This is a genomic window from Streptomyces sp. Y309 (assembly GCF_056712025.1).
In genome coordinates, this window is sequence record NZ_CM160048.1 from 4,869,541 (window position 1) to 4,894,183 (window position 24,643).

At 73.1% G+C, this 24,643-nt stretch carries 18 protein-coding genes, 5 tRNA genes and 1 riboswitch; of the genes, 14 read left to right on the forward strand and 9 right to left on the reverse strand.

What is annotated here, in order from left to right; translation table 11 throughout:
* The first annotated feature begins 45 nt into the window (after positions 1-45).
* A complete protein-coding gene (locus tag AC0KTA_RS19710; protein WP_481049533.1) occupies positions 46-867 on the forward strand; it encodes a DsbA family protein in 822 nt (273 codons plus the stop codon).
* The gene (locus AC0KTA_RS19715; protein ID WP_481049534.1) at positions 864-1,715 is read left to right on the forward strand and encodes a cytochrome c biogenesis CcdA family protein; all 852 of its coding nucleotides are present in this window, start codon (positions 864-866) and stop codon (positions 1,713-1,715) included. Before AC0KTA_RS19710 ends, AC0KTA_RS19715 begins: the two co-directional genes overlap by 4 nt.
* 442 nt (positions 1,716-2,157) lie before the next feature.
* Here the strand turns inward: AC0KTA_RS19715 and AC0KTA_RS19720 are convergent.
* The 4 genes from AC0KTA_RS19720 to AC0KTA_RS19735 all read right to left on the reverse strand — a co-directional run bounded on the left by AC0KTA_RS19720 (position 2,158) and on the right by AC0KTA_RS19735 (position 4,125).
* Positions 2,158-2,231, reverse strand: a tRNA-Phe gene (locus AC0KTA_RS19720).
* Positions 2,232-2,259: 28 nt separating this feature from the next.
* Positions 2,260-2,334, reverse strand: a tRNA-Asp gene (locus tag AC0KTA_RS19725).
* A 38-nt stretch (positions 2,335-2,372) separates the two neighbouring features.
* Positions 2,373-2,445, reverse strand: a tRNA-Glu gene (locus AC0KTA_RS19730).
* A gap of 81 nt (positions 2,446-2,526) precedes the next feature.
* Entirely contained in the window at positions 2,527-4,125 is a 1,599-nt protein-coding gene (locus AC0KTA_RS19735) for a metallophosphoesterase family protein (RefSeq protein ID WP_481049535.1), read from the reverse strand.
* Between the two features lie 81 nt (positions 4,126-4,206).
* On the opposite strand from AC0KTA_RS19735, the gene AC0KTA_RS19740 reads away from it, so the two are divergent.
* The 4 genes from AC0KTA_RS19740 (at position 4,207) to AC0KTA_RS19755 (ending at position 8,301) form a co-directional block, all read left to right on the forward strand.
* Positions 4,207-4,557, forward strand: a complete 351-nt coding sequence (locus AC0KTA_RS19740) for a metallopeptidase family protein (protein WP_481049536.1) — start codon at positions 4,207-4,209, stop codon at positions 4,555-4,557.
* Positions 4,558-4,771: 214 nt separating this feature from the next.
* Positions 4,772-5,341 carry a hypothetical protein gene (locus AC0KTA_RS19745; RefSeq protein WP_481049537.1) on the forward strand — a complete coding sequence of 190 codons (570 nt, stop codon included), beginning with the start codon at positions 4,772-4,774 and terminating at the stop codon, positions 5,339-5,341.
* 299 nt (positions 5,342-5,640) lie between these two features.
* A complete protein-coding gene (locus AC0KTA_RS19750) occupies positions 5,641-8,055 on the forward strand; it encodes a DEAD/DEAH box helicase (RefSeq protein ID WP_481049538.1) in 2,415 nt (804 codons plus the stop codon).
* A 173-nt stretch (positions 8,056-8,228) separates the two neighbouring features.
* Positions 8,229-8,301: transfer RNA gene (locus tag AC0KTA_RS19755), tRNA-Lys, on the forward strand.
* An 88-nt stretch (positions 8,302-8,389) separates the two neighbouring features.
* Here AC0KTA_RS19755 and AC0KTA_RS19760 read toward each other — a convergent pair.
* A complete protein-coding gene (locus AC0KTA_RS19760) occupies positions 8,390-8,845 on the reverse strand; it encodes an SSI family serine proteinase inhibitor (protein WP_481049539.1) in 456 nt (151 codons plus the stop codon).
* Between the two features lie 109 nt (positions 8,846-8,954).
* On the opposite strand from AC0KTA_RS19760, the gene AC0KTA_RS19765 reads away from it, so the two are divergent.
* The 7 genes from AC0KTA_RS19765 (at position 8,955) to AC0KTA_RS19795 (ending at position 16,318) form a co-directional block, all read left to right on the forward strand.
* A tRNA-Met gene (locus AC0KTA_RS19765) sits at positions 8,955-9,028 on the forward strand.
* 119 nt (positions 9,029-9,147) lie between these two features.
* Positions 9,148-9,537: a hypothetical protein gene (locus AC0KTA_RS19770; RefSeq protein WP_481049540.1), complete on the forward strand. Its 390-nt coding sequence runs from the start codon at positions 9,148-9,150 to the stop codon at positions 9,535-9,537.
* Between the two features lie 129 nt (positions 9,538-9,666).
* Positions 9,667-10,902, forward strand: a complete 1,236-nt coding sequence (locus tag AC0KTA_RS19775; RefSeq protein ID WP_481049541.1) for a PLP-dependent cysteine synthase family protein — start codon at positions 9,667-9,669, stop codon at positions 10,900-10,902.
* Positions 10,899-12,173, forward strand: coding sequence for an MFS transporter (locus AC0KTA_RS19780; protein WP_481049542.1), 1,275 nt, complete (start codon positions 10,899-10,901; stop codon positions 12,171-12,173). The genes AC0KTA_RS19775 and AC0KTA_RS19780 overlap by 4 nt, the downstream gene beginning before the upstream one ends.
* A 280-nt stretch (positions 12,174-12,453) precedes the next feature.
* Complete coding sequence (locus tag AC0KTA_RS19785; protein ID WP_481049543.1) at positions 12,454-13,710, forward strand: PP2C family protein-serine/threonine phosphatase; 1,257 nt, start codon at positions 12,454-12,456, stop codon at positions 13,708-13,710.
* 230 nt (positions 13,711-13,940) lie between these two features.
* Positions 13,941-14,101, forward strand: a riboswitch (cyclic di-AMP (ydaO/yuaA leader).
* An 11-nt stretch (positions 14,102-14,112) separates the two neighbouring features.
* Entirely contained in the window at positions 14,113-15,225 is a 1,113-nt protein-coding gene (locus AC0KTA_RS19790; RefSeq protein ID WP_481049544.1) for a M23 family metallopeptidase, read from the forward strand.
* A 148-nt stretch (positions 15,226-15,373) separates the two neighbouring features.
* Positions 15,374-16,318, forward strand: a complete 945-nt coding sequence (locus tag AC0KTA_RS19795; protein ID WP_481049545.1) for an aldo/keto reductase — start codon at positions 15,374-15,376, stop codon at positions 16,316-16,318.
* A gap of 27 nt (positions 16,319-16,345) precedes the next feature.
* Here the strand turns inward: AC0KTA_RS19795 and AC0KTA_RS19800 are convergent, their stop codons facing one another.
* The 4 genes from AC0KTA_RS19800 to AC0KTA_RS19815 form a co-directional block, all read right to left on the reverse strand.
* A complete protein-coding gene (locus tag AC0KTA_RS19800; RefSeq protein ID WP_481049546.1) occupies positions 16,346-17,728 on the reverse strand; it encodes a PrsW family intramembrane metalloprotease in 1,383 nt (460 codons plus the stop codon).
* A gap of 57 nt (positions 17,729-17,785) precedes the next feature.
* Positions 17,786-18,649, reverse strand: a complete 864-nt coding sequence (gene trmB / locus AC0KTA_RS19805; protein ID WP_481049547.1) for a tRNA (guanosine(46)-N7)-methyltransferase TrmB — start codon at positions 18,647-18,649, stop codon at positions 17,786-17,788.
* 236 nt (positions 18,650-18,885) lie between these two features.
* On the reverse strand, positions 18,886-20,091 hold the full coding sequence (lhgO, locus tag AC0KTA_RS19810) for an L-2-hydroxyglutarate oxidase (protein WP_481049548.1): 1,206 nt from the start codon (positions 20,089-20,091) through the stop codon (positions 18,886-18,888).
* Between the two features lie 252 nt (positions 20,092-20,343).
* Positions 20,344-21,789, reverse strand: a complete 1,446-nt coding sequence (locus tag AC0KTA_RS19815) for an NsdA family TPR-like regulatory protein (protein ID WP_481049549.1) — start codon at positions 21,787-21,789, stop codon at positions 20,344-20,346.
* Positions 21,790-22,523: 734 nt separating this feature from the next.
* On the opposite strand from AC0KTA_RS19815, the gene AC0KTA_RS19820 reads away from it, so the two are divergent.
* Entirely contained in the window at positions 22,524-24,623 is a 2,100-nt protein-coding gene (locus tag AC0KTA_RS19820) for an asparagine synthase-related protein (RefSeq protein ID WP_481049550.1), read from the forward strand.
* Positions 24,624-24,643 lie beyond the last annotated feature (20 nt).

The window sequence follows — 24,643 nt, forward strand, 5'->3', positions numbered from 1 at the left end:
CAGCTACGTACGTCACACGCAACGCAACAGGAGAAGTGCATCACCATGCCGTCGTCCAAGGGCAAGTCGTCCGCACGCAAGAAGAAGAACGTCGCCGTCGTCGCCGGAGTGGCCGTCGCCGCCGCGCTGCTCGGTGTCGCCTCGTACACCGCCACCAAGCCCGAGAAGCCGTCCGTCGCGAGCGCCGAGAAGGGCTCCGAAGCCGGGGCCCGTGACGCCTCCGCCGCCCCGCGCCCGGGCGTCTTCCCCGAGCTGGAGGCGCTCGCCCGGCGCGACGCCAAGGATCCGCTCGCCCAGGGCAAGGCGGACGCGCCCGTCGTCATGATCGAGTACGCCGACTTCAAGTGCGGGTTCTGCGGGAAGTTCGCGCGGGACACCGAGCCGGAGCTGGTGAAGAAGTACGTCGAGGACGGGACGCTGCGCATCGAGTGGCGGAACTTCCCCATCTTCGGCGAGGACTCCGAGCGGGCCGCACGCGGTGCGTGGGCCGCCGGGCGGCAGGGCAAGTTCTGGCAGTTCCACGAGGCCGCGTACGCGGACGGCGCCAAGGAGAAGGGCTTCGGGGACGGGCGGCTGAAGGAACTCGCCCGCGAGGCCGGGGTCGGGGACGTCGGGCGGTTCATGCGCGACGCGGGCAGTGACGCCGCGAAGGCCGCCGTGAAGAAGGACCAGGACGAGGGGTACAAGCTCGGCGCCACCTCCACTCCGTCGTTCGTGATCAACGGGCAGCCGATTGCGGGGGCGCAGCCGGATGCCGTGTTCGAGCAGGCCATCGAGGCGGCGAAGGCCTCTGCGGCCGGCGGCGGTAAGGGTGGTTCCGGTGGGGGCCAGGGTGGTTCCGGTGGTGGCAAGGGTGGCGACAAGTGAGCGCCGACGTCGGGTACTTCGCCGCGTTTCTTGCGGGGCTGCTTGCTCTCGTCAGTCCTTGTAGTGCGCTTCTGCTGCCCGCCTTCTTCGCCTACTCGATCGACTCGAAGTCGCGGCTGCTCGCCCGTACCGGGATCTTCTACGCCGGACTCGCCACGACGCTGGTGCCGCTGGGGGCCGCCGGGTCCGTGGCCGGGCGGTTCTTCTTCGGGCACCGGGAGCAGCTCGTCTTCTGGGCCGGGTGGCTGATCATCGCCCTTGGTGTCGCGCAGGTGGTGGGCCTCGGCTTCGCCTCGCGGCGCATGGCCGAGCTGTCCGGGCGGATCCGGCCCACCACGGCGGTGTCCGTGTACGCGCTGGGGGCGGTGTACGGGCTTGCCGGGTTCTGTGCGGGGCCGATCCTCGGGAGTGTGCTGACGGTGGCCGCGGTGAGCGGGAGCCCTGTGTATGGGGGTGCTCTGCTGGCGGTGTACGCCCTGGGCATGGCTGTGCCGTTGTTCGTGCTCGCTGTGTTGTGGGAGCGGTTTGAGCTGGGGCGGCGGCGGTGGCTGCGGGGGCGGGTGTTCCGGGTGGGGCGCTTTGAGCTGCATACGACGTCGGTGCTGTCGGGGTTGTTCTTTGTGCTGCTCGGGGCGCTTTTCCTGGCGTACGACGGGGCTGCGGCGTTGCCTGGGCTGCTGAATGTGGACGACTCGTTTGCCGTGCAGGAGTGGGCCGGGCGGGTGGGGGACGCTGTGCCGGACTGGGTGCTGCTGGTGGGGGTCGTGGTGGTGGCCGGGGTGGTGTTCCTGGTGCGCCGGCGGTCCGCCGCGGCGCCGGAGGCCGAGGCCGACGCCTCGTCGTCTTAGCGGTTGTCTCTCCCGCCGTGGGGGTTGCTGCCCCGCCTCTCTTCGGTTGTGCGGCGGGGCCGCGGCGGTATGTCCGTGCTCGCGCCTGGGGCGCCGTAGGCATTGCCCTGATGGACGGCGTGGCTGGGCGAGCTGCGCGCGGACATACCGCCACGTCCCCTCCGGTCCGTCGGCGGCTCTCCCCCGGTGGGGGTTGCGGGTTCGGCCGTCTCTCCGGTGGGGGCCGCGCGTCCGGCTGCCGGGCCATGTGTGCTGCTACGTGCTGTGGGCAGCTGGGCCGCCAGGGGCGGCACGGGTGGGCACAGCCTAGGCCGACGGTGCTGTTGATGTGAGGGGTGAGGTGGGGCCCAGGCCGACGGTGCCGGTATGTGGAGGGGGTGGGGCCCGGCCCCGGGCGCACGCGGCGAAGGCCTCGTCCAGGTGGACGAGGCCTTCGGAGAGGTGGCTGGGGCCGGGATCGAACCGGCGACCTATCGCTTTTCAGGCGATCGCTCGTACCAACTGAGCTACCCAGCCACGCGACCCCGCGAGCGGAAATCGCAAGCGGTCCTGACGGGATTTGAACCCGCGGCCTCCACCTTGACAGGGTGGCGAGCACTCCAAACTGCTCCACAGGACCAAGCGTTGTGCGAGCACTAGTCTCGCACAAGTGTTGCGTGCCCCCAACGGGATTCGAACCCGTGCTACCGCCTTGAAAGGGCGGCGTCCTGGGCCACTAGACGATGAGGGCTAAGAGGCCCGCCGTGGGCGCTTTGCAGCGCGTCGGGGACGTGAGAAGCATATGGGATGGGGGGAGGGATCGCCAAAACGCTTATCGGGGGCCCGGGGGCCGCTCCCTGGAAGACCGGGGCGGGGAGGGGGTCGGCGGGGGCGTGGAGGGGTCGGCGCCGGGCTGGTTCTCCTTGGGGAGATGGCGGCTGACCTCCGCCTTCGTCAGGCCGAGCCCGCCCAGTTTGATCTCGTCCCAGGCCTGGAGGCGTTTGGTGGTGCGGTCCAGGTAGAGGACCGATGTCTCGACCGGGTCAGGGTGTTCTCCTTCGACCGCGCGCAGCCCGCTGCCGCCCGTCGAGCCCTCTACGCGCAGCCGCGTGCCCTCGTCCATGACCTCCATCTCTTGGTGGTGCAGATGGCCCGCCAGGACGAGTGGCACCGTGCCGTCCGTCTCTCGTGCGGCCGTGGGGTTGTGCGTGACCGCGATGTCGACCGGCCTGCCCTTGGCGGCCTGCTCGCGCAGCGACATGGCCAGGTTGATGCCCGCCATCTCCTCGACCGGGTTGTCCTCCTGCTTCACCGAGCGGTCCGGCGTGAACTGGGGGTCCCCGATGCCGGCGAAGCGCAGGCCCGCGATGTCGACCGGCTTGCTGCCGTCGAGTACGTGGGTGTTCTTGAGCTTCTTCAGGTAGCGCTGCGTCGCGAACGAGTCGTGGTTGCCGCGCACCCACACGTACGGCGCCCCCAGGTCCTCGATCGGGTCCAGGAACGCGTTCTCGGCCGCGGTGCCGTGGTCCATCGTGTCCCCGGAGTCGACGATGACGTCGATCTCGTACTGCTCCACGAGGGAAGAGATGATCTTCCAGCTCGCCGGATTCAGGTGGATGTCCGAGACGTGCAGGAGGCGGATCGTGGAGGGGTCCGGTTCGTATGCGGGGAGGGTGGATGTGACGTCGTAGAGCTTGGTCACGTTGGTTACCAGGCGGGCCAACTCCCGCTGGTAGACGTCGAATTCGCTGACGATGTTGCGGGCGTTGCCGACCACGGAAGGGGCGCTGCTGAGGAGCCCGGAGAACTTCGGTTCCAGGACCGATTTGGGGTTCCAGGTCGCGTACGCAGCCGTGCCGGAGGCCGCCAGGAGGGTCAGGGCCAGGCCGCCCGCCGCCAGGGCGCGGCGCGGGCGGCGGTAGACGGCCAGGCCGAGCGCCGTGGCTCCCGCGACCACGGCGGCGCAGGAGCGTACCGCCAGGTCGAGCGTGCCCGTGACGACGTCGTCCGCCACCTCCTCCTGCATGCCCGAGATCCGCTCCGGATGGTCGACGAGCGCCTCCGAGCGCACCGGGTCCAGGCGGTCCACCTCCACGTCCAGGCGGATCGGCGCCACGTGCGAGTTCAGCTCCAGGGCACCGAGCGGCGACACGTCGATCTTCGTGCCGCCGGTCAAGGAGGGGCGCAGCTGCATGCGCGTGTCCATGGGCCCCACGGACGTACGTACGCTGCCGACGACCAGCAGGCCCAGCCACGCCCCGAGGAGCACCACCGCCACCAGGCCCACCGCACGGCCGAACGGGTGCGGGGTGCTCGTGAGGTCCGTGCTCGGGGGCCGGTGACCTGCGCGGTAGCGGCGCACGAGAACTTTTGGCGCCCTGCGCAGATCGCGCAGCAGGTTCCGCAGAACGACCGTCGCGTCGCGCCCCATTGGGCGCGTATGCCCATGCGGGACCGCGGCTATGCCGGTGCGGGGAGGTGGTGCGGGCGTGGCGTGGTCGACAATGGGCGTGTGCTGGAGATGACGCGCGAGGAGTTCGAGGAACTGGTGGCCGAGGCGCTCGACCGGATTCCTCCCGAGCTGACGCGGCTCATGGACAACGTGGCGGTGTTCGTCGAGGACGAGCCACCGACCGACGATCCCGAGCTGCTCGGTCTGTACGAGGGCACCCCGCTCACGGATCGCGGCGAGTGGTACGCGGGGGTGCTGCCCGATCGCATCACCATCTACCGCGGGCCCACGCTGCGGATGTGCGAGTCGCGCGAGGACGTCGTCGCCGAGACCGAGATCACTGTGGTGCATGAGGTGGCGCATCACTTCGGGATCGATGACGAGCGGTTGCATGCGTTGGGGTACGGCTGATGGCTGACGCTTGGTGGCTGGCGGCTGTGGCTGGCGGCTGTGGCTGGCGGTTGCTGGTGGGCGGTTGACGGTTGGTGGCTGGTGGTGGGCCGTTGGGTGTTGTGGGTGTGTGGGGCACGGGTCACTAGCGGGTGCGGACGGTCCGTGTCTTCTTGCGGGGCGCGGGAGTTGGGCAGGGCGTCCCTTCCCCCAGCGCCTTCGGAGGTGCTCGGCCGTGCGCCAGTTGTACGTTTCCGTCCGGTGGGCCGCGGCCGTGGTGGCCGTCGCGGCGACCGCGGGCTGTATGAGCGTCGGCGACGACGGGAGCGGCGCTCCCGCCCCCGCGCGGTCCGCCGGTGACCGGAGCGGGGCCGCCGCCCCGGACGGAGGAAGTGTCACGCCCGGCGGTGCGCGCGGGGAACGGCGGGAGGACGGCCGCCGGGGCGACGACGACAAGGACGGCAAGGGCGGCAAGGACGACCGGAAGGGCGGCGGCAAGGGCGGCAGGAAGGCGGCCGCCGGGCGCGGGAAGGACGCCGCGCCGGGGGACAAGCCCTCGTCGGGCGGGTCCGGGGGCGGCGGCTCGACCGTCGCGCCCACCAAGGACGGCGGACGGCCGTCGCCGACCCGTACGCGGCCCGGCCCCCGGCCGACCCGGAGCACGCCCACGCCGGACCCGACCTCCCCGGCCCCCTCGCCCACGTCCCCGGATCCGTCCCCGCCCGAGCCGTCGTCCTCCGCGCACGGCGGGGTGGGGGAGCCGGCGGGACGCGGGGAGCCTTCGCCGCAGGCGGGGCCGGCGTAAAGAGAGGGCGGGCGGGGCGTACGGGGAGCGGTCCGGAGGCAGGGGCTCGGGGAGTGGTCCGGAGGCGGGGGCGGAGCCCGTCGGCGGGGCCCGTAGCCCCGTTATGGTGGGCGTTTGCCAATTGGGGTGGGGGGTGCGTATGGTGGTAGATCGTTTGATCCCATTTGCCCGGCGCCGCCAAAGAGAGCGCCGCGTGGCGCGTACTCTCCCTTGCCGTGGCTGACCGCATAGAGGCGGTCCATTGCGAAATCACGGAGTTGTGGGCGCGTGCCGAGACTCCGGAAGGTTTCGCATTTCGCATGTCCATTTCCAGTTTTGACGTTCAGCCTGCCCAGGTCCAGGACGAGACCGAGATCGCCGAGGTCACGGCCTCGGTCGTGACCGTGACTGAGACCCAGGCCGAGGCTGCCGACGTCGCCGCCGTCGAGACGGTCGAGTCCCCGGCCGTCGTCGAGTCCCCGGCCGCCGAGGCCGCCGACTCGACCGAGCAGGCCGCCGAGGCCCCCGCCTCCGTCTCCGACGACACCCCCTCCGACTCCGCCGAGGAATCCGAGGAAGAGGGCGGCATCACCTTCGCCGACCTCGGCCTCCCCGACGGCGTCGTCCGCAAGCTCGCGCGCAACGGCGTGCACACCCCCTTCCCGATCCAGGCCGCGACCATCCCGGACGCCCTGGCCGGCAAGGACATCCTGGGCCGCGGCCGCACCGGCTCCGGCAAGACCCTCTCCTTCGGTCTGCCGATGCTGGCCCAGCTGGCCGAGGGCCGCACCGAGAAGAAGAAGCCCCGCGGCGTCATCCTCACCCCGACCCGTGAGCTCGCGATGCAGGTCGCGGACGCCCTCCAGCCGTACGGCGACGTGCTCGGCCTGAAGATGAAGGTCGTCTGCGGCGGTACGTCGATGGGCAACCAGATCTACGCCCTCGAGCGCGGCGTCGACATCCTCGTCGCCACCCCCGGCCGCCTGCGCGACATCATCAACCGCGGCGCCTGCTCGCTGGAGAACACCCAGATCGCCGTCCTCGACGAGGCCGACCAGATGTCCGACCTGGGCTTCCTGCCCGAGGTCACCGAGCTGCTCGACCAGGTCCCGGCCGGCGGCCAGCGCATGCTGTTCTCCGCCACGATGGAGAACGAGATCTCCACGCTGGTCAAGCGCTACCTGAACAACCCGGTGACGCACGAGGTCGACAGCGCCCAGGGCAACGTCACGACCATGACGCACCACATCCTGATCGTGAAGCCCCGCGACAAGGCGCCGGTCACGGCCGCGATCGCCTCGCGCAAGGGCCGCACCATCATCTTCGTACGCACCCAGCTCGGCGCCGACCGCATCGCCGAGCAGCTCCGCGACGCCGGTGTGAAGGCCGACGCGCTGCACGGCGGCATGACGCAGGGCGCGCGTACGCGGACGCTGGCCGACTTCAAGGACGGCTACGTCAACGCGCTCGTCGCCACCGACGTCGCCGCCCGCGGCATCCACGTCGACGGCATCGACCTGGTCCTGAACGTGGACCCGGCCGGCGACCACAAGGACTACCTGCACCGCTCCGGCCGTACGGCCCGCGCGGGGCGCTCCGGCACGGTCGTGTCGCTGTCCCTGCCGCACCAGCGCCGCCAGATCTTCCGTCTGATGGAGGACGCGGGCGTCGACGCCTCGCGTCACATCGTCAACGGCGGCGGCGCGTTCGACCCGGAGGTCGCCGAGATCACCGGCGCCCGTTCGATGACCGAGGTCCAGGCGGAGTCCGCGGGCAACGCGGCCACCCAGGCCGAGCGTGAGGTCCGCGACCTCACCAAGGAGCTTGAGCGCGCCCAGCGTCGCGCCGCCGAGCTGCGCGACGAGGCCGACCGCCTGACCGCCCGCGCCGCCCGCGAGCGTGGCGACGACCCGGAGGCCGCGGTCGCCGAGGCCACCGCCGAGACCCCCGCCGCCGAGGCCGTCACCGAGGCCGTCGCCGTGGTGCCGGAGCAGCAGGCGGCCGAGCGCGCCGAGCGCCCCGTCCGTGACGACCGCCCGGCTCGCGACGACCGTCCCGCCCGCGACGACCGTCCCTCGTACGACCGCCGTCCGGCCCGTGACGAGCGCGGCAACTACGAGAAGGACCGCCGCTCCTTCGACCGCCGCGACGACCGGGGCGACCGTGGCGGCTTCCGCCGTGACGACCGTCGTGACGATCGCGGTGGCCGTTCCTTCGAGCGTCGTGACGACCGTGGTGGCAGCGGCTTCCGCCGTGACGACCGTGGCGGCAGCGGTTTCAACCGTGACCGCCGTGACGACCGTGGCGGCAGTGGCTTCAACCGCGACAACCGCGACGACCGCGGCGGCCGTTCCTTCGAGCGTCGTGACGACCGCGGCGGTCGCCCCTTCGAGCGCCGCGACGACCGTGGCGGCAGCGGCTTCAACCGCGACCGTCGTGACGACCGTGGTGGCAACGGCGGCAACGGCGGCTTCCGCCGTGACGACCGTCGCGACGACCGCGGTGGCCGTCCCTTCGAGCGCCGTGACGAGCGGGGCGGCTTCCGCCGCGACGACCGCCCGTCCGGCCACCGGGGCAGCGACCGCCCGTTCAACCGCGACCGCCGCGACGACCGCCCGGCCGGCGGCCACCGCTCCGGCGGCCACGACCGCCCGTCGTACAACCGCGGCTCCGGCTCGGGCGGCGGCTCCTTCGGCCGCCGCGACGACAAGCCGCGCTGGAAGCGCAACGGCTGACGCCTGAGCGTCCGCCAGGACCACGGCAACGGGCCCGCCCCCACCCAGGGGGCGGGCCCGTTCCGCTCGGCCCCCACCCCGACACCCGTCCGACAGGCCCCAACGGCGATACCCGATCGGAAGCCGGGGCCCGGCGGGCTATGCTCATGGGTGCGCCGACACCATGTCGGCGAGGACCGTTAGCTCAATTGGCAGAGCAGTGGACTTTTAATCCATTGGTTGTGGGTTCGAGTCCCACACGGTCTACCGCACACCGGACGCCCGGGTCGGCCTTGGTCGGCCCGGGCGTTCGTGTGTCCGCGTGCCTGTGCGTCCGTGTCTGTGTGTCCGTGTGTCAGAACTCGAAGAGCGCTCCCGTGTGTTGGTGCAGCTCGCAGTCGTTGCCGTACTTCTTCTTGAAGTTGACCGGGCGGCCGTCGTAGGTGCCGGTGGCCTCGGCGACGACCGGGGCGTAGATCATGGTGCAGACGCCGCCGGCGGGCGGCTGTTCGATGGTGCCCTGCCTGGAGCCGAGGTCCGCGCACGCGGCCCGCGCCGCGGGGTGTGTGCCGCCCGTGGGGCCGCACTTGAGGGTCGTCGTGCGCGCACCGGAGGTCCTGTCCTGCGGATGGGTCAGGGTCAGGCGCAGGTCGGCGGGGTGCGCGGCCCGTGGTTTCTGTTCCGGTGTTCCGGGGGCGGACGCCTGCGCTGTGCCGGTCAGGACGGCGCTCGTGCCGAGAGCGAGCAGAGCGAGCAGGGTGGCCGTGATCCTCGTGGTGGTCTTCGTCGTGGTGCTCGTGGTGGTCTTCACGGCCGGTTCAACGAAGGGGGCGAGTCCCGGGCACGAGGCGGGCGTGCGGCGGCAATGTCCGGCCGGTTCGCTTTCTGTGCCCCGCATGGCGTACTGTTCAGTTTACCGACGCGGGGTGGAGCAGCTCGGTAGCTCGCTGGGCTCATAACCCAGAGGTCGCAGGTTCAAATCCTGTCCCCGCTACTGAAGAAGTAGCCCTGAGGCCCGGAATCACTTGGTGATTCCGGGCCTCAGGCGTTTCTCGGGTGTTCCTCAGGCGTTCTTGCGCCGACTCACGTGCCCTGCGTAGCTTTGTGGTCACTATGAGTCGGCTGCGGTACGTGCTGTCGGTGGTGCTCCTCACCACCTGCGCGTTGTTCGCCGGTGTGTGCCACGGGCCGCACGGGCTCGGCGCCGCGAACGCCGTCACCGCGGCCCAGCCCGTCCACCACCACGCCTGCCCCGGCCCCGCCCACGGCGAGCACGCCGGATCGGCGCACCCCGCGGCGCTCGTCGGCAAGGCCGTCGACCGGGAGCGGCCCGACGGGCTGGACGGCAAGGGCGGCAAGGGCAGCGGTGAGCGGGCCGCGGACGCGGCGTCCGGCGCGGGCGGAGCGGACGTGGTGGCCGGGTGTGCGCCGCCGAGAGCCGGGCCCTGTTGCGGAGCAGCGGGCCAGCGACTCCTCGTCGCCATCGGGGTGGACCGGAACTGAGGGGGCCTCGGAGTCCCGGTGCGGACTCCCATGCCACCCCCCTCCATCCACGTACGCACACGTACGGAATCCACGCACGTATGGAATCCCCGTACGCACCCGTGCGCAGCACCCGAAGGACACCTCCGCATGATCGGCAACCTTCAGCCCGCGGCGGCCGCCGTGGGCAACACGCCCGTGCTCTGGATCGACGAACCCTCACCGGAGGGCGGCCGCGGCTACTGGGCCAAGCTCGAAGGCTTCAACTTCGGCGGCATCAAGGACCGCGCCGCCCTCCATATGGTCGAACGCGCCCGCGCCCGCGGGGAGTTGCGGCCCGGCGCGCCCATCGTCGAGTCGACCTCCGGCACCCTCGGCCTCGGGCTCGCGCTGGCCGGCGTGCACTACGGCCACCCCGTGCACATCGTCACCGACCCCGGCCTCGAACCCATCGTGGAGCGGATGCTGACCGCGCACGGCGCCCGCGTCCATCTCGTACGCGAACCCGGGGCCGTGGGCGGCTGGCAGCAGGCCCGCGTCGACCGGGTCACCGCGCTGATGGGCCGCCCGGAATTCGCGGGCGCCTGGTGCCCGAACCAGTACCACAACCCCGACAACCCCACGGCGTACGAGCCGCTGGCCGCCGAACTCGTCCGGCAGATCGGGCAGTTCGACGTGCTCGTGTGCGCCGTCGGCACCGGCGGGCACTCCGCCGGGATCGCCCGGACGCTGCGCGCGACGGCCCTGCCCGGGCTCGAACTCGTCGGCGTGGACAGCGTCGCCTCGACCATCTTCGGGCTCGCCGCCGGGCCCCGGCTGATGCGCGGGCTCGGCTCGTCGATCCACCCGCGCAACGTCGACCACGCCGCGTTCGACGAGGTCCACTGGGTGGGGCCCGCCGAGGCCGTGCGCACCGCGCGGCGGCTCGCCGAGCGGCAGTTCGCCACCGGCGGCTGGAGCGTGGGCGCGGTCGCGCTCGTCTCGGCGTGGCTGGCCCGCACGAGGCCTCGCGGGACGCGCATCGCGGCGGTGTTCCCGGACGGCCCGCAGCGGTACTTCGACACGGTCTTCAACGACGAGTACTGCCGTGAGCAAGGGCTGCTCGGCGGCACCGGTGCCGGTGCCGTTCCGGACGAGCCGCGGGAGGTGGCCGGGCCGGTCGACGGGATCGTGGAGTGGAGCCGGTGGCGGGCGGGGCGGTGCGCTTCGGCGGTGCGGCGGGACGTTGTGGGCGCCGGTGTGGGACAGCCCGCGCCCGCGCAGCCGGTCGCCACCTCCGCGCAGCCGGTCGCCACTCCCGCGCAGCCGGTCGTCACTCCCGCGCAGCCGGTCGGCACCCCCGCCCAGCCCGTCGGCGCCGCCCCCGCCGAAGGCGTCGTCCAGTGACCGGCGTCTGGGTCCGCGCGCGGGCCTTCGAGCCCGCCGTGCAGCTCCTCTTCGTCAACCAGTTCAGCATCAACCTCGGCTTCTACATGCTGATGCCGTACCTCGCGGCCCACCTCTCCGGCCAACTCGGGCTCGCCGCCTGGGCGGTGGGCCTGGTGCTCGGCGTACGCAACCTCTCCCAGCAGGGCATGTTCCTGGTCGGCGGCGCGCTCGCCGACCGGCTCGGGTACAAGCCGATGATCGTGGCCGGCTGCGCCCTGCGCACCGGCGGCTTCGCGGCGCTCGCCTTCGCGCAGACGCTGCCGGTGCTGATAGCGGCGTCGGCGGCGACCGGGCTCGCGGGGGCGCTGTTCAACCCGGCGGTACGCGCGTACGTCGCCGCCGAGGCGGGCACGCCGGAGCGCCGCGTGGAGGCGTTTGCGCTGTTCAACGTCTTCTACCAGACCGGCATCCTGGTCGGCCCGCTCGTCGGACTCGCCCTGACCGGCGTGGACTTCAAGCTCACCTGCGCGGTGGCGGCGGTGCTGTTCGCCGTCCTTTCGGTGGTGCAGGTGCTGCGGCTGCCGGGGCGGCGGAGCGGGGACGCGGACGCGGCCGCGGGGGACAACGGCGGCGCGGGGCGCGGGCAGTGGCGGGCGGTGTTCGGCAACCGGCCGTTCTGGCTGTTCTCGCTCGCGATGACCGGGTCGTACGTCCTGTCGTTCCAGGTGTACCTCGCGCTGCCGCTGGAGGTGGAGCGGCTGCTTGGCGGGGGTACGGCGACGACGGCCGCGACCAGCGCGCTGTTCGTGGTGTCGGGAATCGTCGCGCTCGTCGGGCAGTTGCGGATCACCGACTGGTGCAAGCGGACGTGGACGCGGGAGCAGTGTCTGGTCGCCGGGCTCGGCCTGATGGGTGCCGCGTTCCTGCCGCCCGCGCTGGGCGGGCCGGGGTACGCGGGCGTCGCGGCGCTGCTGCTGTGTGCGGCGGCGCTGGCGGCCGCGAACGCGGTGCTGTACCCGTTCGAGATGGACACCGTCGTCTCGCTCGCGGGCGAGCGGTGGGTGGCCACGCACTACGGCCTCTACAACACGGTGTGCGGCGTCGGCATCACCGTGGGGAACCTCGCGATGGGCGCGCTGCTCGACGTGGGGGAGAGCCGGGGGCTGCCCGCGGTGCCGTGGCTGGCGCTCGCCGCCCTCGGCGCGGGCTGCGCGGTGGCGCTGCGCTCGCTGAGCAGATCGGGACGGCTCGCGACGCCGGTGCCTGTGCTGGGGGGTGGGGCGGGGTGACGTACGCGGCGCCGGTTGCCTGGGCACGGTGACGTACGCGGCCGCCTGACCGCATCCGGTCGGTGCCCCGGCGCGTGGGCGGCGGGTCCGCTCGCGCCCGGGGCGCCGGCCGACCGGTCCGCGCGGCCCGACGCACCCGGGCGCGGCCGGGCCCGCCCGTCGCTCACCCGGTCGGCCCACATCAGGTCGCCCCGAGGCCCCGCTGCGGGAAGCCTGGGTGGGCCGACGCGGCACGGATGCGGCGGGACCGCGGCCGGGCCGCGGCGGGAATGGAGCGGTGGTGGTTGCTGTGCGTGGTGGGGGGCAGGGCGCTGCGCGCGGCGACGGAAACCCGGACAGCGAGCCGCGCCCCCTGGCGCGAGACCTCCCGCGCGAGGGCACCCACGTCCTCCGTGAGCGCGACCTCCCCCGCGAGCACCCCCACGTGGCCCGCGAGCGCACCCTCCCCCGCGAGCGCGCCCTCGTCCGTGCTCTGCCCCCGCTCCTCCTCGTCGCCGGCATCTGCTTCGACATGGTCACGCCGCCCGAGTTCACCGCGTCCCCGTTGTTCGCCGCCGCTCCCCTGATCACCGCCCCGTTCTTCCGGCTTCGCACCACCGTGGCGGTCGCTGCCGCGTCCTGCGCCGCCGTGCTCGGGCTGTGGCTGTCCCACCACGTCGGAGGCTCCGGCGTCCATGTCGTCACCGAGTTCCTGACCATGCTGACCGTCGGCATCCTGGCCGTCGTCATCAACCGCGTGGTGCGCCGCGGCGACGCCCGCCTCGCCTCCGCGCGCTCCATCGCCGAGGCGACCCAGCGCGCCGTGCTGCCGCAGCCCGACGCCCGCATCGGCGGACTCGACGTCGCCGCGCGGTACGAGGCCGCGCAGGCCGACGCCTTCATCGGCGGGGATCTGTACGCGGTGCAGAACACCCCGCACGGCGTGCGGCTCGTCGTCGGTGACGTACGGGGAAAGGGGATGGGCGCGGTGGCCGCCGTCGCCGTCGTGATCGGTGCCTTCCGGGAGGCCGCCGAGCAGGAGGCCACGCTGGAGGCGGTGGCGGAGCGCCTGGAGCGGGCCCTCGCGCGGGAGGGCATGCGGCGCGACGGGCTCGACGCCTTCGAGGGGTTCACCACGGCCGTCCTCGCGGAGATCCCGCGCGGCGACCACGGCATCGTACGGATCATCAACCGCGGCCACCCCGAACCGCTGCTGCTCCGGGCCGACGGGCGGCTGTGCGTGCTCACGCCGTCCGAGCCCGCGCTGCCGCTCGGCATGGGCGAGCTCGGCCGCTGGCCGGACCGCGTCGACGAGACCCCGTTCCCGCCCGGGACCACGCTGCTGCTGTACACGGACGGGCTCTCGGAGGCCCGGAACGAGCACGGCGAGTTCTACGACCCCGCCACCCGCCTCGGCGGCCGGATCTTCCCCGGACCCAGCGGCACCGACGCGCTCCTCGCCACCCTCGTGGACGAGGTCCGCCGGCACACCGGGGGCGGCGCCACGGACGACCTGGCACTGCTCGCCGTACGCCGCCCCGTCACGCCGTGTGACTGAACCGCACCCCTCCGCACAGCAGCTGACGCCATGTCAGTCAGCTGTGAAGGTCCACAACGCCGCGGTGCGTCAAGAATCGCGCTCAACTCGCCCTGTTCCAGCCGCTGATGTCCCTTGTGTTCGTGACGTAAGCGTTAACGATCAACCGGAACGGCTTGGAATACGGCCCCGCCGTCTATTAACGTTCGATAACGCAGCGCGGTCGTCCCAGCCGACACTCGAGTCGGCTCCGTGCGCACACGCCTAATCCCGCAAGGGAGCCGGGGAACCACCAACTTGGGGTGAATCGGTCATCTCTCGTACGGAAGTCTCGTACGCGGAGAGATGCCCGTAGGAGACCTTCCTGCTCCGAACCCGTCAGCTAACCCGGTAGGCGAGAAGGAAGGAAAGGAGTGCGCCCCCGTGGCGTCCAACCGGCCTGCCCCCGAAGCGCTCTACGTACCGAACGACTCCGCCGAAGGACCTGACGGTTCCCCCGGGTTCGCCGCGTACGCCCCCCAGGAGCCGTGGGAGGAGTGGAACCCCACCGCGGAGTCCGTCCGCCCGGTGCGAGGCCGGCACCGTGTCCACAAGAAGGGCGGCGGCGGGCTCGCGCGCAGCTCCACCGTCCTCGGCGTCGGCGTCATCGCGGCCGTGGGCGCGGGCGGCATCGCCACCGCGCAGGGCGGCAAGCCGCCGGTCTCCATCGCCATGCCGGACATGTCGGCGGTCACGGACAAGCTGCCGGAGGCCGAGTCCCTGCCGGGCGTGGGCGCGCTGATATCCGACGAATCCGACTCCGGCTCCGGCGAGAGCGCCACCACGACCGCCGCGGCCGCCGCCCCGCTCAGCTCCGCCGGCGTCACCACCGCCGACGCCGAGCAGGGCACCACCGGCGCGGGCGAGGCGCTGCGCGCCCGCATCATGCAGCAGGCCGAGAACCAGCAGAACCAGGCGGACGACGCCGTCCGCAAGGCGGCCGAGGACGCCGCCGTGAAGAAGGCGGCCGCGCAGGCCAAGGCCCAGCAGGACAAGGCCACGGCGGCAGCCAAGGCCAAGGCCGCCGAGGAGAAGCGCAAGAAGGAGGAGGCGGCCCGCAAGAAGGCCGAGGCGGAGCGCCTCGCCAAGCTCGCCAAGAGCTTCTCGCTGCCCACCTCCTCGTACACCCTCACCTCGCACTTCGGCGACGCCGGCTCCATGTGGTCCTCCGGCCAGCACACCGGCCTGGACTTCGCCGCCCCCACCGGCACGCCGCTCAAGGCCGTGCACACCGGCACCATCAAGGAGGCCGGCTGGGCGGGGGCGTACGGCTACCGCACCATCCTCGAACTCGAGGACGGCACGGAGATCTGGTACGCCCACCAGTCCTCGGTGAGCGTCAGCGCCGGCCAGAAGGTCACCACGGGCGACGTCATCGGCCGCGTCGGCGCGACCGGCAACGTGACGGGACCGCACCTCCACATGGAGGTGCACACGAGTGGCGGCGCCAACATCGACCCGCTGGCGTGGCTGCAGGGCAAGGGCCTCAACCCGTAGGACGCGCAAGGTCCCGCACGGGCCACGGGCCCGCAAGGTCCCGCCCCACCGGCCGCGGCTCACCCCACCGACTCCGGCGGTCCTGGCGACAACCCCCCGACGTCAGGGCTGCCGGAATTCCTTCTTCCGTGCGGGCGTTGAGTTCTGTATGACCACTCTTCGCCCGCTGGGCTCCTCCGACCTCGAAGTCTTCCCGCTCGCGCTCGGCGGCAACGTCTTCGGCTGGACCGCCGACGAGACCCAGTCCTTCGCCGTCCTCGACGCCTACACCGCCGCCGGCGGCAACTTCGTCGACACCGCCGACGTGTACTCGGCGTGGGTGCCCGGCAACAAGGGCGGCGAGTCCGAGACGGTCCTCGGCCGCTGGCTCGCCGCGCGCGGCAACCGCTCCGACGTCGTCATCGCCACGAAGGTCGGCGCCCACCCCGACTACAAGGGCCTCTCCGCGAGCACCATCAAGTCCGCCGCCGAGGAGTCCCTGCGCCGCCTCGGCACCGACTACATAGACCTGTACTACACGCACTACGACGACCCGTCCGTGCCGGTCGAGGAGTTCGTCACCGCTCTCGACGACCTGGTGCGCTCCGGCAAGGTCCGGGCGATCGCCGCCTCCAACATCACCGCCGAACGCCTCCAGGAGTCCCTCGACTTCTCCGACCGCGAGGGCCTCGTGCGGTACGTGGCGCTGCAGCCGCACTACAACCTCGTCTCACGCGACACCTACGAGGGCCCGCTCCAGGAGGTCGCCTCCCGCTCCGGCCTCGCGACCATCCCCTACTACGCGCTCGCCTCCGGCTTCCTGACGGGCAAGTACCGCCCGGGCACCGAGGTCGACAGCGCGCGGGCCGGCAAGGCCGGCGAGTACCTGGCCACCGAGCGCGGGCAGCGCGTCCTCGCCGCCCTTGACGAGATCGCCGAGGCCCGCGGCGCCCAGCACGCGACGGTGGCCCTCGCCTGGCTCGCCGCCCAGCCGACGGTGGCCGCGCCGCTGGCCTCCGCGCGCACGGTGGAACAGCTTCCGGCGCTGCTCGCGGCGGCCGACCTGGAGCTGACGGACGCCGAACTGGCGCGCCTCACGGCGGCGTCGGCGTGAGCCGGACGGGCTGAGCCGGGCCGGGCTTCAGGTGCGGTAGGGGTTGTACGAGGGATACGCGGGGGCGCCGGGGGTTCCTGGTGAGCCGGGTTGGCCGTACACGACGTACGGGCCGTAGACGGAGTGGGGGCTGTACGCGGTGTAGGGGCCGTACGCGGTGTAGGGCAGCGGCACCACGACCGGCGCCGTCACCCGCGCCGCGTACGCAAGGGCGGGCCGGGCCACCTCGCGGCGCTCCCACAGCGCGTCGAGCAGTTCCCGCTCCCTGACGGTGAAGTCGGCGCGGGCCCGGCCGCGCCGGGCCCGGTGCCGCAGCAGCGCGAGGGACGTCGCGTACGTCTCGTACGCGACGACGCTCCGGCCCGCGGGTTTGCCCAGGTGGTACGCGGCGTAGTCGCGGGCGAGGGTCCGCGCGCGCATCGAGCCGAGCGCGAACGGCTCGGCCGCGGTGAGCCAGCCCGCCGTCACATAGGCGGGCAGTTCGGCACGGACCAGGCGCAGTTCGCGCCGGCGCAGCCAGACGGCGAGCCAGGTGAGCAGCCCGAACACGGGCAGCATGAAGGTCGCGTACACGACGAAGAAGCCGTACTCGCCGAAGCTCGCCGAGCCGTTCCAGAAGGCGTGCAGGCCCATCGCGAGCAGCAGTCCGGTGACCGGAAGCAGCACCCGCCGGGCGGTGTGCCGCTCGCCGCTGAGGGCGGAGATGCCGAAGCCGATGCCGGTGAGCACGGTGAACAGCGGATGCGCGAACGGCGACATCACGATGCGGACGAAGAAGGTCGCCGCGGTCACCGAGGCGAGGCCGCTCTCGCCGCTGAGCTGGTCGGTGCCGAAGGCGTTGCCGAGGTAGAGGATGTTCTCGGTGAAGGCGAAGCCGGTCGCGGTGACGCCCGCTATGACGAAGCCGTCGACGACACCGGTGAAGTCGGATCTGCGGAAGAGGAAGACGAGCAGCACGGCCGCCGCCTTCGCGCTCTCCTCGACGATCGGGGCTATGACGGTCGCGCCGAGGGTGTCGGCGCTGGTCGGGTCGGCGGTCGCGGTGGCTATCCAGCGGGTCGCGAAGCTGTTCGCCACGATCGCTATCAGCGCGGCCGCGCAGGCGCCCCAGGCGAAGGCGAACAGCAGATTCCGCCAGGGGCCGGGGGCGACCCGGTCCAGCCACCGGAACGCCGAGACGAGCAGCGGCACGGGCAGGGTGGCGAGCCCGAGGCCGACCAGGAACCCCTCGGTGCCGGTCTGCTGCCGCACCAGGGCGAGGATCACCAGGCCGGAGAGCGCGAGCAGCGTGACGAGCGCGGCCGCCCGGATGGCTCTCCGCTGCCACCAGTGCGGATGCCGGGGCCCGGGTGCCTCGGCTGACCCGGCGGGCGGTGCCGGGTAGTTCGAGTACGCGGGACTGGTGGCCACGGCTTTGACAGTAACGAGGGTTGCGGCGGACCGCGACGGTGCCTCGGGTCCGGGGCCTCAGTCCTGCTGGTCTGCGGGGGCGTCCTCGTGCTGGGGATCCTCCGGTCGCTCCGCGAGGGTGGCGGCTCTGCGGAAGAGCAGGTCGTGGACCACGTGGCCCTTGTTGAGGCCCTGGCCCTCGAAGCGGGTCTGCGGCCGGAAGTCGGGACGCGGCGCGTACCCGCCGTCCTCCTGGGTGTTCTCGAAGTCCGGATGCGCGTTCAGGACCTCCAGCATGTGCTCGGCGTACGGCTCCCAGTCCGTGGCGCAGTGCAGCACCGCGCCCGGCTTGAGGCAGGGGGCGAGCAGGGTGAGGAACTCCGGCTGGATCAGGCGGCGCTTGTGGTGCCGGGCCTTGGGCCAGGGGTCCGGGAAGTACACGCGGACGCCGTCCAGGGACTCCGGGGCGAGCATTTCGCGCAGCAGGATGATGGCGTCGCCGTTGGCCACCCGGATGTTGGACAGCCCGTTCCGCTCGGCGAGACCGAGCAGGTTGCCCATGCCCGGGGTGTGTACGTCCACGGCGAGGATGCCGGTGTCCGGGTCGGCGGCGGCCATCTTGGCGGTGGCCTCGCCCATGCCGAAGCCGATCTCCAGGACGATGCGGGCCGGGCGGGGCGCCTTGTCCGGGGCGGCGGTGCGGGGTGCCTTGTCCGTGTCGGCGGTGCGGAAGAGCTCGGCGAGGTCGAGGACCTCCTTGCCGTCGATGTCCAGGCCCCACTGGGGCCACAGCCTGCGCAGCGCGTCGCCCTGCGCGGTGGTGACCCGGCTGCGCCGCGGCTGGAAACTGCGGATCCGCCGCTCGAACCTCGACCCGGCGGGGTCGGGGGCGGGACCTTCGGGAAAGCGGGGGGTGCCCTTCGGGCGGGAATTCTCAGACACAGTGGGGTCGATTTTAATCGGGCGGGGGCCCTGCCGGGGGCTCCCCCAATCCCGCCGCTTCCCGTAACCAGGGGGCTGCCGCCCCCTGGACCCCCGCTATCGCCGCTTCGCGGCTCGTCCTCAAGCGCCGGACGGGCTGGATATAGCCCCTCCGGCGTTTGAGGAGCGGGGGTCTGGGGGCGGAGCCCCCAGTTACGGGAAGGGGCGGGCTTGGGGAAAGCCCCGCAGGGCCCCCGTCACAGCACAGCCAGCACTCGCCGAGCCACCTCCCGCCCGATCGGCAGCGAGGCCGTCGCCGCGGGTGAGGGTGCGTTCAGGACGTGCACGGCCCGCGCCCCCTCCCGGATCAGGAAGTCGTCGACCAGCGTCCCGTCCCGAAGGACGGCCTGAGCCCGCACCCCCGCGGCAGCGGGCACCAGATCCTCCGCCCGCACAGCGGGCAGCAACCGCCGCACCGCCTCGGTGAACGCCCCCTTGGACAGCGAACGCCGCAGCTCACCGGCCCCGTACCGCCAGTGCCGCCGGGCTATCCGCCAGGACCCGGGCCACCCCAGCGTCCCCGCGAGCTCGCGGGGGTGGACCACCGACCACGCATACCCCTCGCGCGCCAGCGCGGGCACCGCGTTCGGCCCGACGTGCACCCCGCCGTCGACCCCGCGCGTGAGATGCACACCGAGGAAGGGGAAGGCCGGATCCGGCACGGGATAGACCAGGCCCCGCACGAGCCCGGGCCGCGCCAGCGTGAAGTACTCCCCCCGGAAGGGCACGATCCGCATGCCGGGGTCGTCGCCGGTCAGCCGCGCGACGCGGTCGCAGTGCAGCCCGGCGCAGTTCACCAGGACCTTGCCGCGCACGACGTCGCCGGCGGCGGTGCGCACGGCGACCCCGAGGTCCGCGCGCCGGTCGACCCGCACGACCTCCGCGCCGTACCGCACCTCGACGCCGGAGGCCTGGGCGAGCTGTGCGGCGACCGCTCCGTAGTCACAGATCCCGGTGGTCCCGACGTGGATCGCGGCGATGCCCCGCACACACGGCTCGTACTCCGCCATCTGGGCGGGGCCGAGCTCGCGGACCGGTATGCCGTTCTCCCGGCCGCGCTGGACGAGGGCGTGCAGGCGGGGCAGCTCGGCGCGGTCGGTGGCGACGATGAGCTTGCCGGTGACCTCGTGGGCGATGCCGTACTCCGCGCAGAACTTGACCATCTCGGCGGCGCCGCGCGCGGCATAGCGCGCCTTCAGGGAGCCGGGGCGGTAGTAGATCCCGCTGTGGATGACGCCGCTGTTGCGGCCCGTCTGGTGGCGGGCGGGGCCCGGCTCCTTCTCCAGGACGGTGACGCGGGTGCCGGGTGCCGCGCGCGTCAGGGCATACGCCGCCGCGAGCCCGACGATCCCGCCGCCGACCACGAGCACGTCACAGTCGTACGCCACGCCATCCCGACCCATCGCGCTGCACCTCCCACCCCCGATACTGCCCTGCACCACTGACAACGCCCCCAAACGTCCGTGGGCAGGCTGTCCGGCGTCCGCCCAACGTTTCCGTCATCGCTGTGGGCAGGCGTTCCGCAGGGCGGATCCCGCCCCTAAAGGCAGCCCCGTCCCACGGTGCCGTTCCGGACGGCGCCCGCACAGTGCCACCCCCGGCAGGGCCCCGTCACGGCCCGCGTGCACCACGACCCCGCTCAGCCCAGGGCACCGCTACGCCGGGGCGACCAGCAACGGCCGCGCCCGCTCCCGCAGCTCCACCACCCGGGGCTCGTCCCCGTAGGGCTCGAGCCGGTGCAGGAGGTCCTTCACGTACTCCGTGGTCCGCGCGGACGAGATCCGCCCGGCGACCTCCACGGCCCGCACTCCCTGCTCGCACGCGGCGTCGAGGTTCCCGGACTCCAGCTCGGCCACCGCCGACACCACGAGCCGCAGTCCGTGCGACCGCACGAATTCCTCGGTGGGCCGGGACAGGGCCTGCTCGGTGAAGCGCCGCACCTGGCGGGGCGCCTTCAGGTCGCGGTAGCACTCGGCGGCGTCCGCGGCGAAACGGTCGTAGCCGTAGAAGCCGAGCCACGAGGGGTCGTTGTCGCCCTCCCGGGCCCGCTCCAGCCAGCCCTCGGCGGCCCGCAGCGCCGCCCCGGCGGCGGGCGCGTCATTGGCGCGCGCGTGCGCGCGCGCCTCGACGAGCCGGAAGAAGCTCATGGTGCGGGCGGTGGCGAGCCCGCGGTTGCGTTCGAGGGCGGCCTGCGCGAGGTCCACGCCCTCGTCCCCGAAGCCCCGGTAGGTGGCCTGGAGGGACATGGACGCGAGGACGTACCCCCCCAGAGGCACGTCGGCGGCCGCGCGGGCGAGCCGCAGGGCCTGGATGTAGTACCGCTGTGCGGCCTCCTGCTGGCCGGTGTCGAAGGCCATCCACCCGGCGAGCCGGGTGAGTTCGGCGCTGGCTCCGAAGAGGGCGCGTCCCACTTCGTCGGAGTACGAACCGAGGAGCAGCGGCGCCGCCTCGACCCGCAGACACTCGGGGACCATGGACGAACGCCAGTCCCCGCCGCCGTACTTGGAGTCCCAGCGGCGCGCGTCCTCGGCGGCCTCCCGCAGTTTCAGTACGTCGCTGTGGCCGACCTTCATCGGCGGTCCGCCGTCGTCCTGGTGGGCCACGTCACGTGGCCCGTCCTGCGAGGCGTCGCGCGCGACGGAGCTGTCGGCCGGGGTTATGAGCCAGCGGGACGCCGGCGTGGCGTACGCGCTGACCGCGAAGGAGCCGGCGAGGGACTGCCAGATGCCGCCGCCGGTGCGGCGGCCCGCGAGGTCCAGGCGGTACAGCTCGGTGGCCGCCTTCACGGCGGCGCCCACGTCGCGCGGGAAGGCGAGGCCCACCTCGGGCGCCGGATCCGCGTCGGCGAGGCCGATTTCGTGCAGGGGCACGGGGCGGCCGAGTTTCTGCCCGATGGCGGCGGCGATGAGGTGGGGCGCGGCGCCCTGGGGCACCATCCCCTTGGACACCCACCGGGCCACCGACGTCTTGTCGTAACGAAGCGTCAACCCGCGTTGAGCGCCTAGGTCGTTGACCCGGCGTGCGAGTCCCGCGTTGCTGATTCCCGCGAGGGCGAGAACGGTGCCGAGCTTTTCGTTCGGCCCGCGTTGCTCCCTGGACATGCGCCACCCCTCGACACAGACGGCTGCCGGGCAGTGGCTTGACCGCGCGGCATTCGTGCTGTGTTCCCCCGGGGACAGCGGCTGGGTGCCCGGTCCGTCGGCGTGTCGCGCGCCGCGGCCCCGATCCCCGGCCGCAAGAGCACTTGGCCGAGCCCCCAGGTATATGCCTCCGCGAAAACATCAGCACACCCAGCGTAGTTCGGCGGATCCCAAGCGTTAAGAGGCGCAGTTCCGTATGGCGAGATTGTTGTCCGTACGGGAGTACGGCGATGCCGAGGCGTGCTCCCGTTGTGTGGCCGTGCGCCTGTGCGTGCGCTCTTCTCCGGCCATGTGGACAGCGCTTCCATGGTTGACGCGTGGGTCGGCCCGCTGCGCTGGAGTCAGCGGGCTGGGGGACACCGCCGCCTCCATCCCCGCGGGCGGCGGACCGGTCCGGGAGGCGTATGCCGCCTCCCGGGCTGTGCGTGGGTGCCGCGGGGCGCCATGGGGCGCTCGCGCGTGTTCGGCCATGGCTGAATTGGCCGAAAATCGCCCCCAGGTAAACGGGCTTCAGCCGTTCCACGTCCCCTTGTCGGTGTCGTTGCCGCGTCAACGACCGATCACCCAGGGCGCGTTCGCGCCGGTGTGAGCGCCCTCGCGAGCTCTCCCGCGCGCCTCCTTCGTGGCAGCATGGGTCCCCGAATCCCTCAGTCAGTCATGGATGCACTGGCTGTCCACAGCCTGTGGAGGCGGCGATGCGGTGGTTGGTGGGGTGGAGCAGTACCACCACGAGACCCCCTATGGGCGCTGCCGCCGTCGGCACGGCAGGCGCCACCGGTGACGACGGCGAAACACTGACCCCCGTGGGCTCGCAGCTCCTGTGGGGCGATCCGGACCCGCTGTGGGCCGTCGGCGACTGGCGCGCCGACGAAGTGCGCACCGTGAAGGCCGACGACCAGACCCGCATCGCGGTGCTCGGCACCTGCGGGGCCAGCGACGAGGAGCTGCGGGTCAGCCTGTTCGCCGCGCGCGGTGGCGCCCTGCGGCACCTGACGGCCTGGTCCGGCAGCTACACGGCGGTCGTCCAGGTCGGCCGCCGCGTGATGATCGCCGGTGATCTCGCGGGCGCGCGGCCGGTGTTCTACACCCCCTGGGCGGGCGGCACGGCGTACGCGACGGCCGCGCTGCCGCTCGCCGACCTCATCGAGGCCCACCTGGACATCGGGCACCTCGCGGCGCTGCTCGCGGCCCCCGACGTCCCGGAGGCGCTGCACGACTCGACCCCGTACCAGGACGTGCGCCGCGTGCCCCCGGGGCATGCGCTCATCCTCCGCGCGGGCGCACGGGAAATCGCCGGATACGAACCCGTCGCGTCGCTCGCCGTGGCGGCGCCCACGGCGGACGAGGCCGGTGCCCTGGACGGGGTCCGGGACGCCCTCGTCGAAGCGGTACGCGCCCGCCTGCGCGCGCCACGTCACGTACCGGGGACGGACATCGACCCCGGGCCCGTGCCCGGCATGGGGCCCGCCGAGCGGCGCGCCGCGCGGGGCATGCCGGTGCCCGGCATCGGAGCCGACCTCTCCGGAGGGCCCGCTTCGGGAACCCTCGCTCTCCTTGCCGCGGGTCTGCCGGGGATGCCCGGCACCGTCCTCGGGCACGGCACCGGTGCGGGGGAGCGGCTGCTCGCCGTCACCTTCAACGACCTGGTGACGGGCGGCCGCGAGGCCGAACTGGAGCGCGCTGGCACCATCGCCGCCAACCCGCGGCTGCACCACGTCGTCGTCGCGGCCGGCGAGGAGGCCCTGCCGTACGCCGACCTGGACGGGCCGCTGACCGACGAGCCGAGCGCCGCGATCGTCACCGCCCAGCGCCACCGCGTGCGGCTCGCCTCGGGCAGCGCCGACCACTTCACCGGCTACGGCGCGCGGCAGGTGCTCGACGCCCATCCCGCGCGCCTCGCCGACCTGCTGATGGACCGCAAGCGGCGGCACCTGGTGCGGCCCGTGACGGCCCTCGCCAAGGCCGAGGGCTCCGTCATGGTGCCCGCGCGTGTGTACGGCGCCGCGCGGAAGCTCGCCCGGACGGCGCACCGCGCGGGCGTCCAGTCGCTCGCCGACCGGCTCCTGCACCGCAGCTTCGAGGAGCCGGGCGGCGCCGTGGGGGCCTCCCTCGCCGCCCTGGCCTGGGCCAGACCGGGGCCGGCCGCGCGCTGGCTGACCGGTGAGGCCCTCGCAGAAGTATCGGTTCGCCTTCAGGAGACGACGACGCGGCCGGGACCCGGGCCCGGGCAGCGGCCCGGCGAGTTCCGCGCGCGCTCCGCGCTCTTCCGGCACGCCGCCGACCTGCGCGTCCTGGAGCAGGCCGCCGAGGTCCGCTTCCAGCGGCTGCACGCGCCGTTCCTCGACAACCAGGTGGTCCGGGCGTGCAGGGCGCTGCCGGAGTCCCTGCGGGTGCGGCCCGGGGCGCGGGCCGCCATTCTCCGTACGGTCCTCGAAGGCGCCGGCGTCACCGAACTCCCGCCCGGCTGGGGCGCCCCCTCGCACGCCTCCGCCGCGGCGGCTGCCCGCACCGGGCTTCGGGTCGCCGTGGACGAGCTGATCGGCCTCTTCGACACGCCGCTGCTCGCGCAGGCGGGGCTCGTCGAGGCGCGCGTCGTCCGCAAGGCCCTGCGGGCTGCGGCCGACGGCGAACCCGTCCCGCTGGACGGCCTCGCCGACCTCGTCTCCACGGAGGTCTGGCTGCGGCGCCTGCTCTCCCGCCGTGGCACCTGCTGGACCGGGACCCCGGCCCGCCAGCGGGCGGTACCGACGGGGTCGGTGGTGCCGCAGCGGGGGGCGCTCGGCGCAGGCCGCTAGCCGCTGGCGCGGGGCTTGTA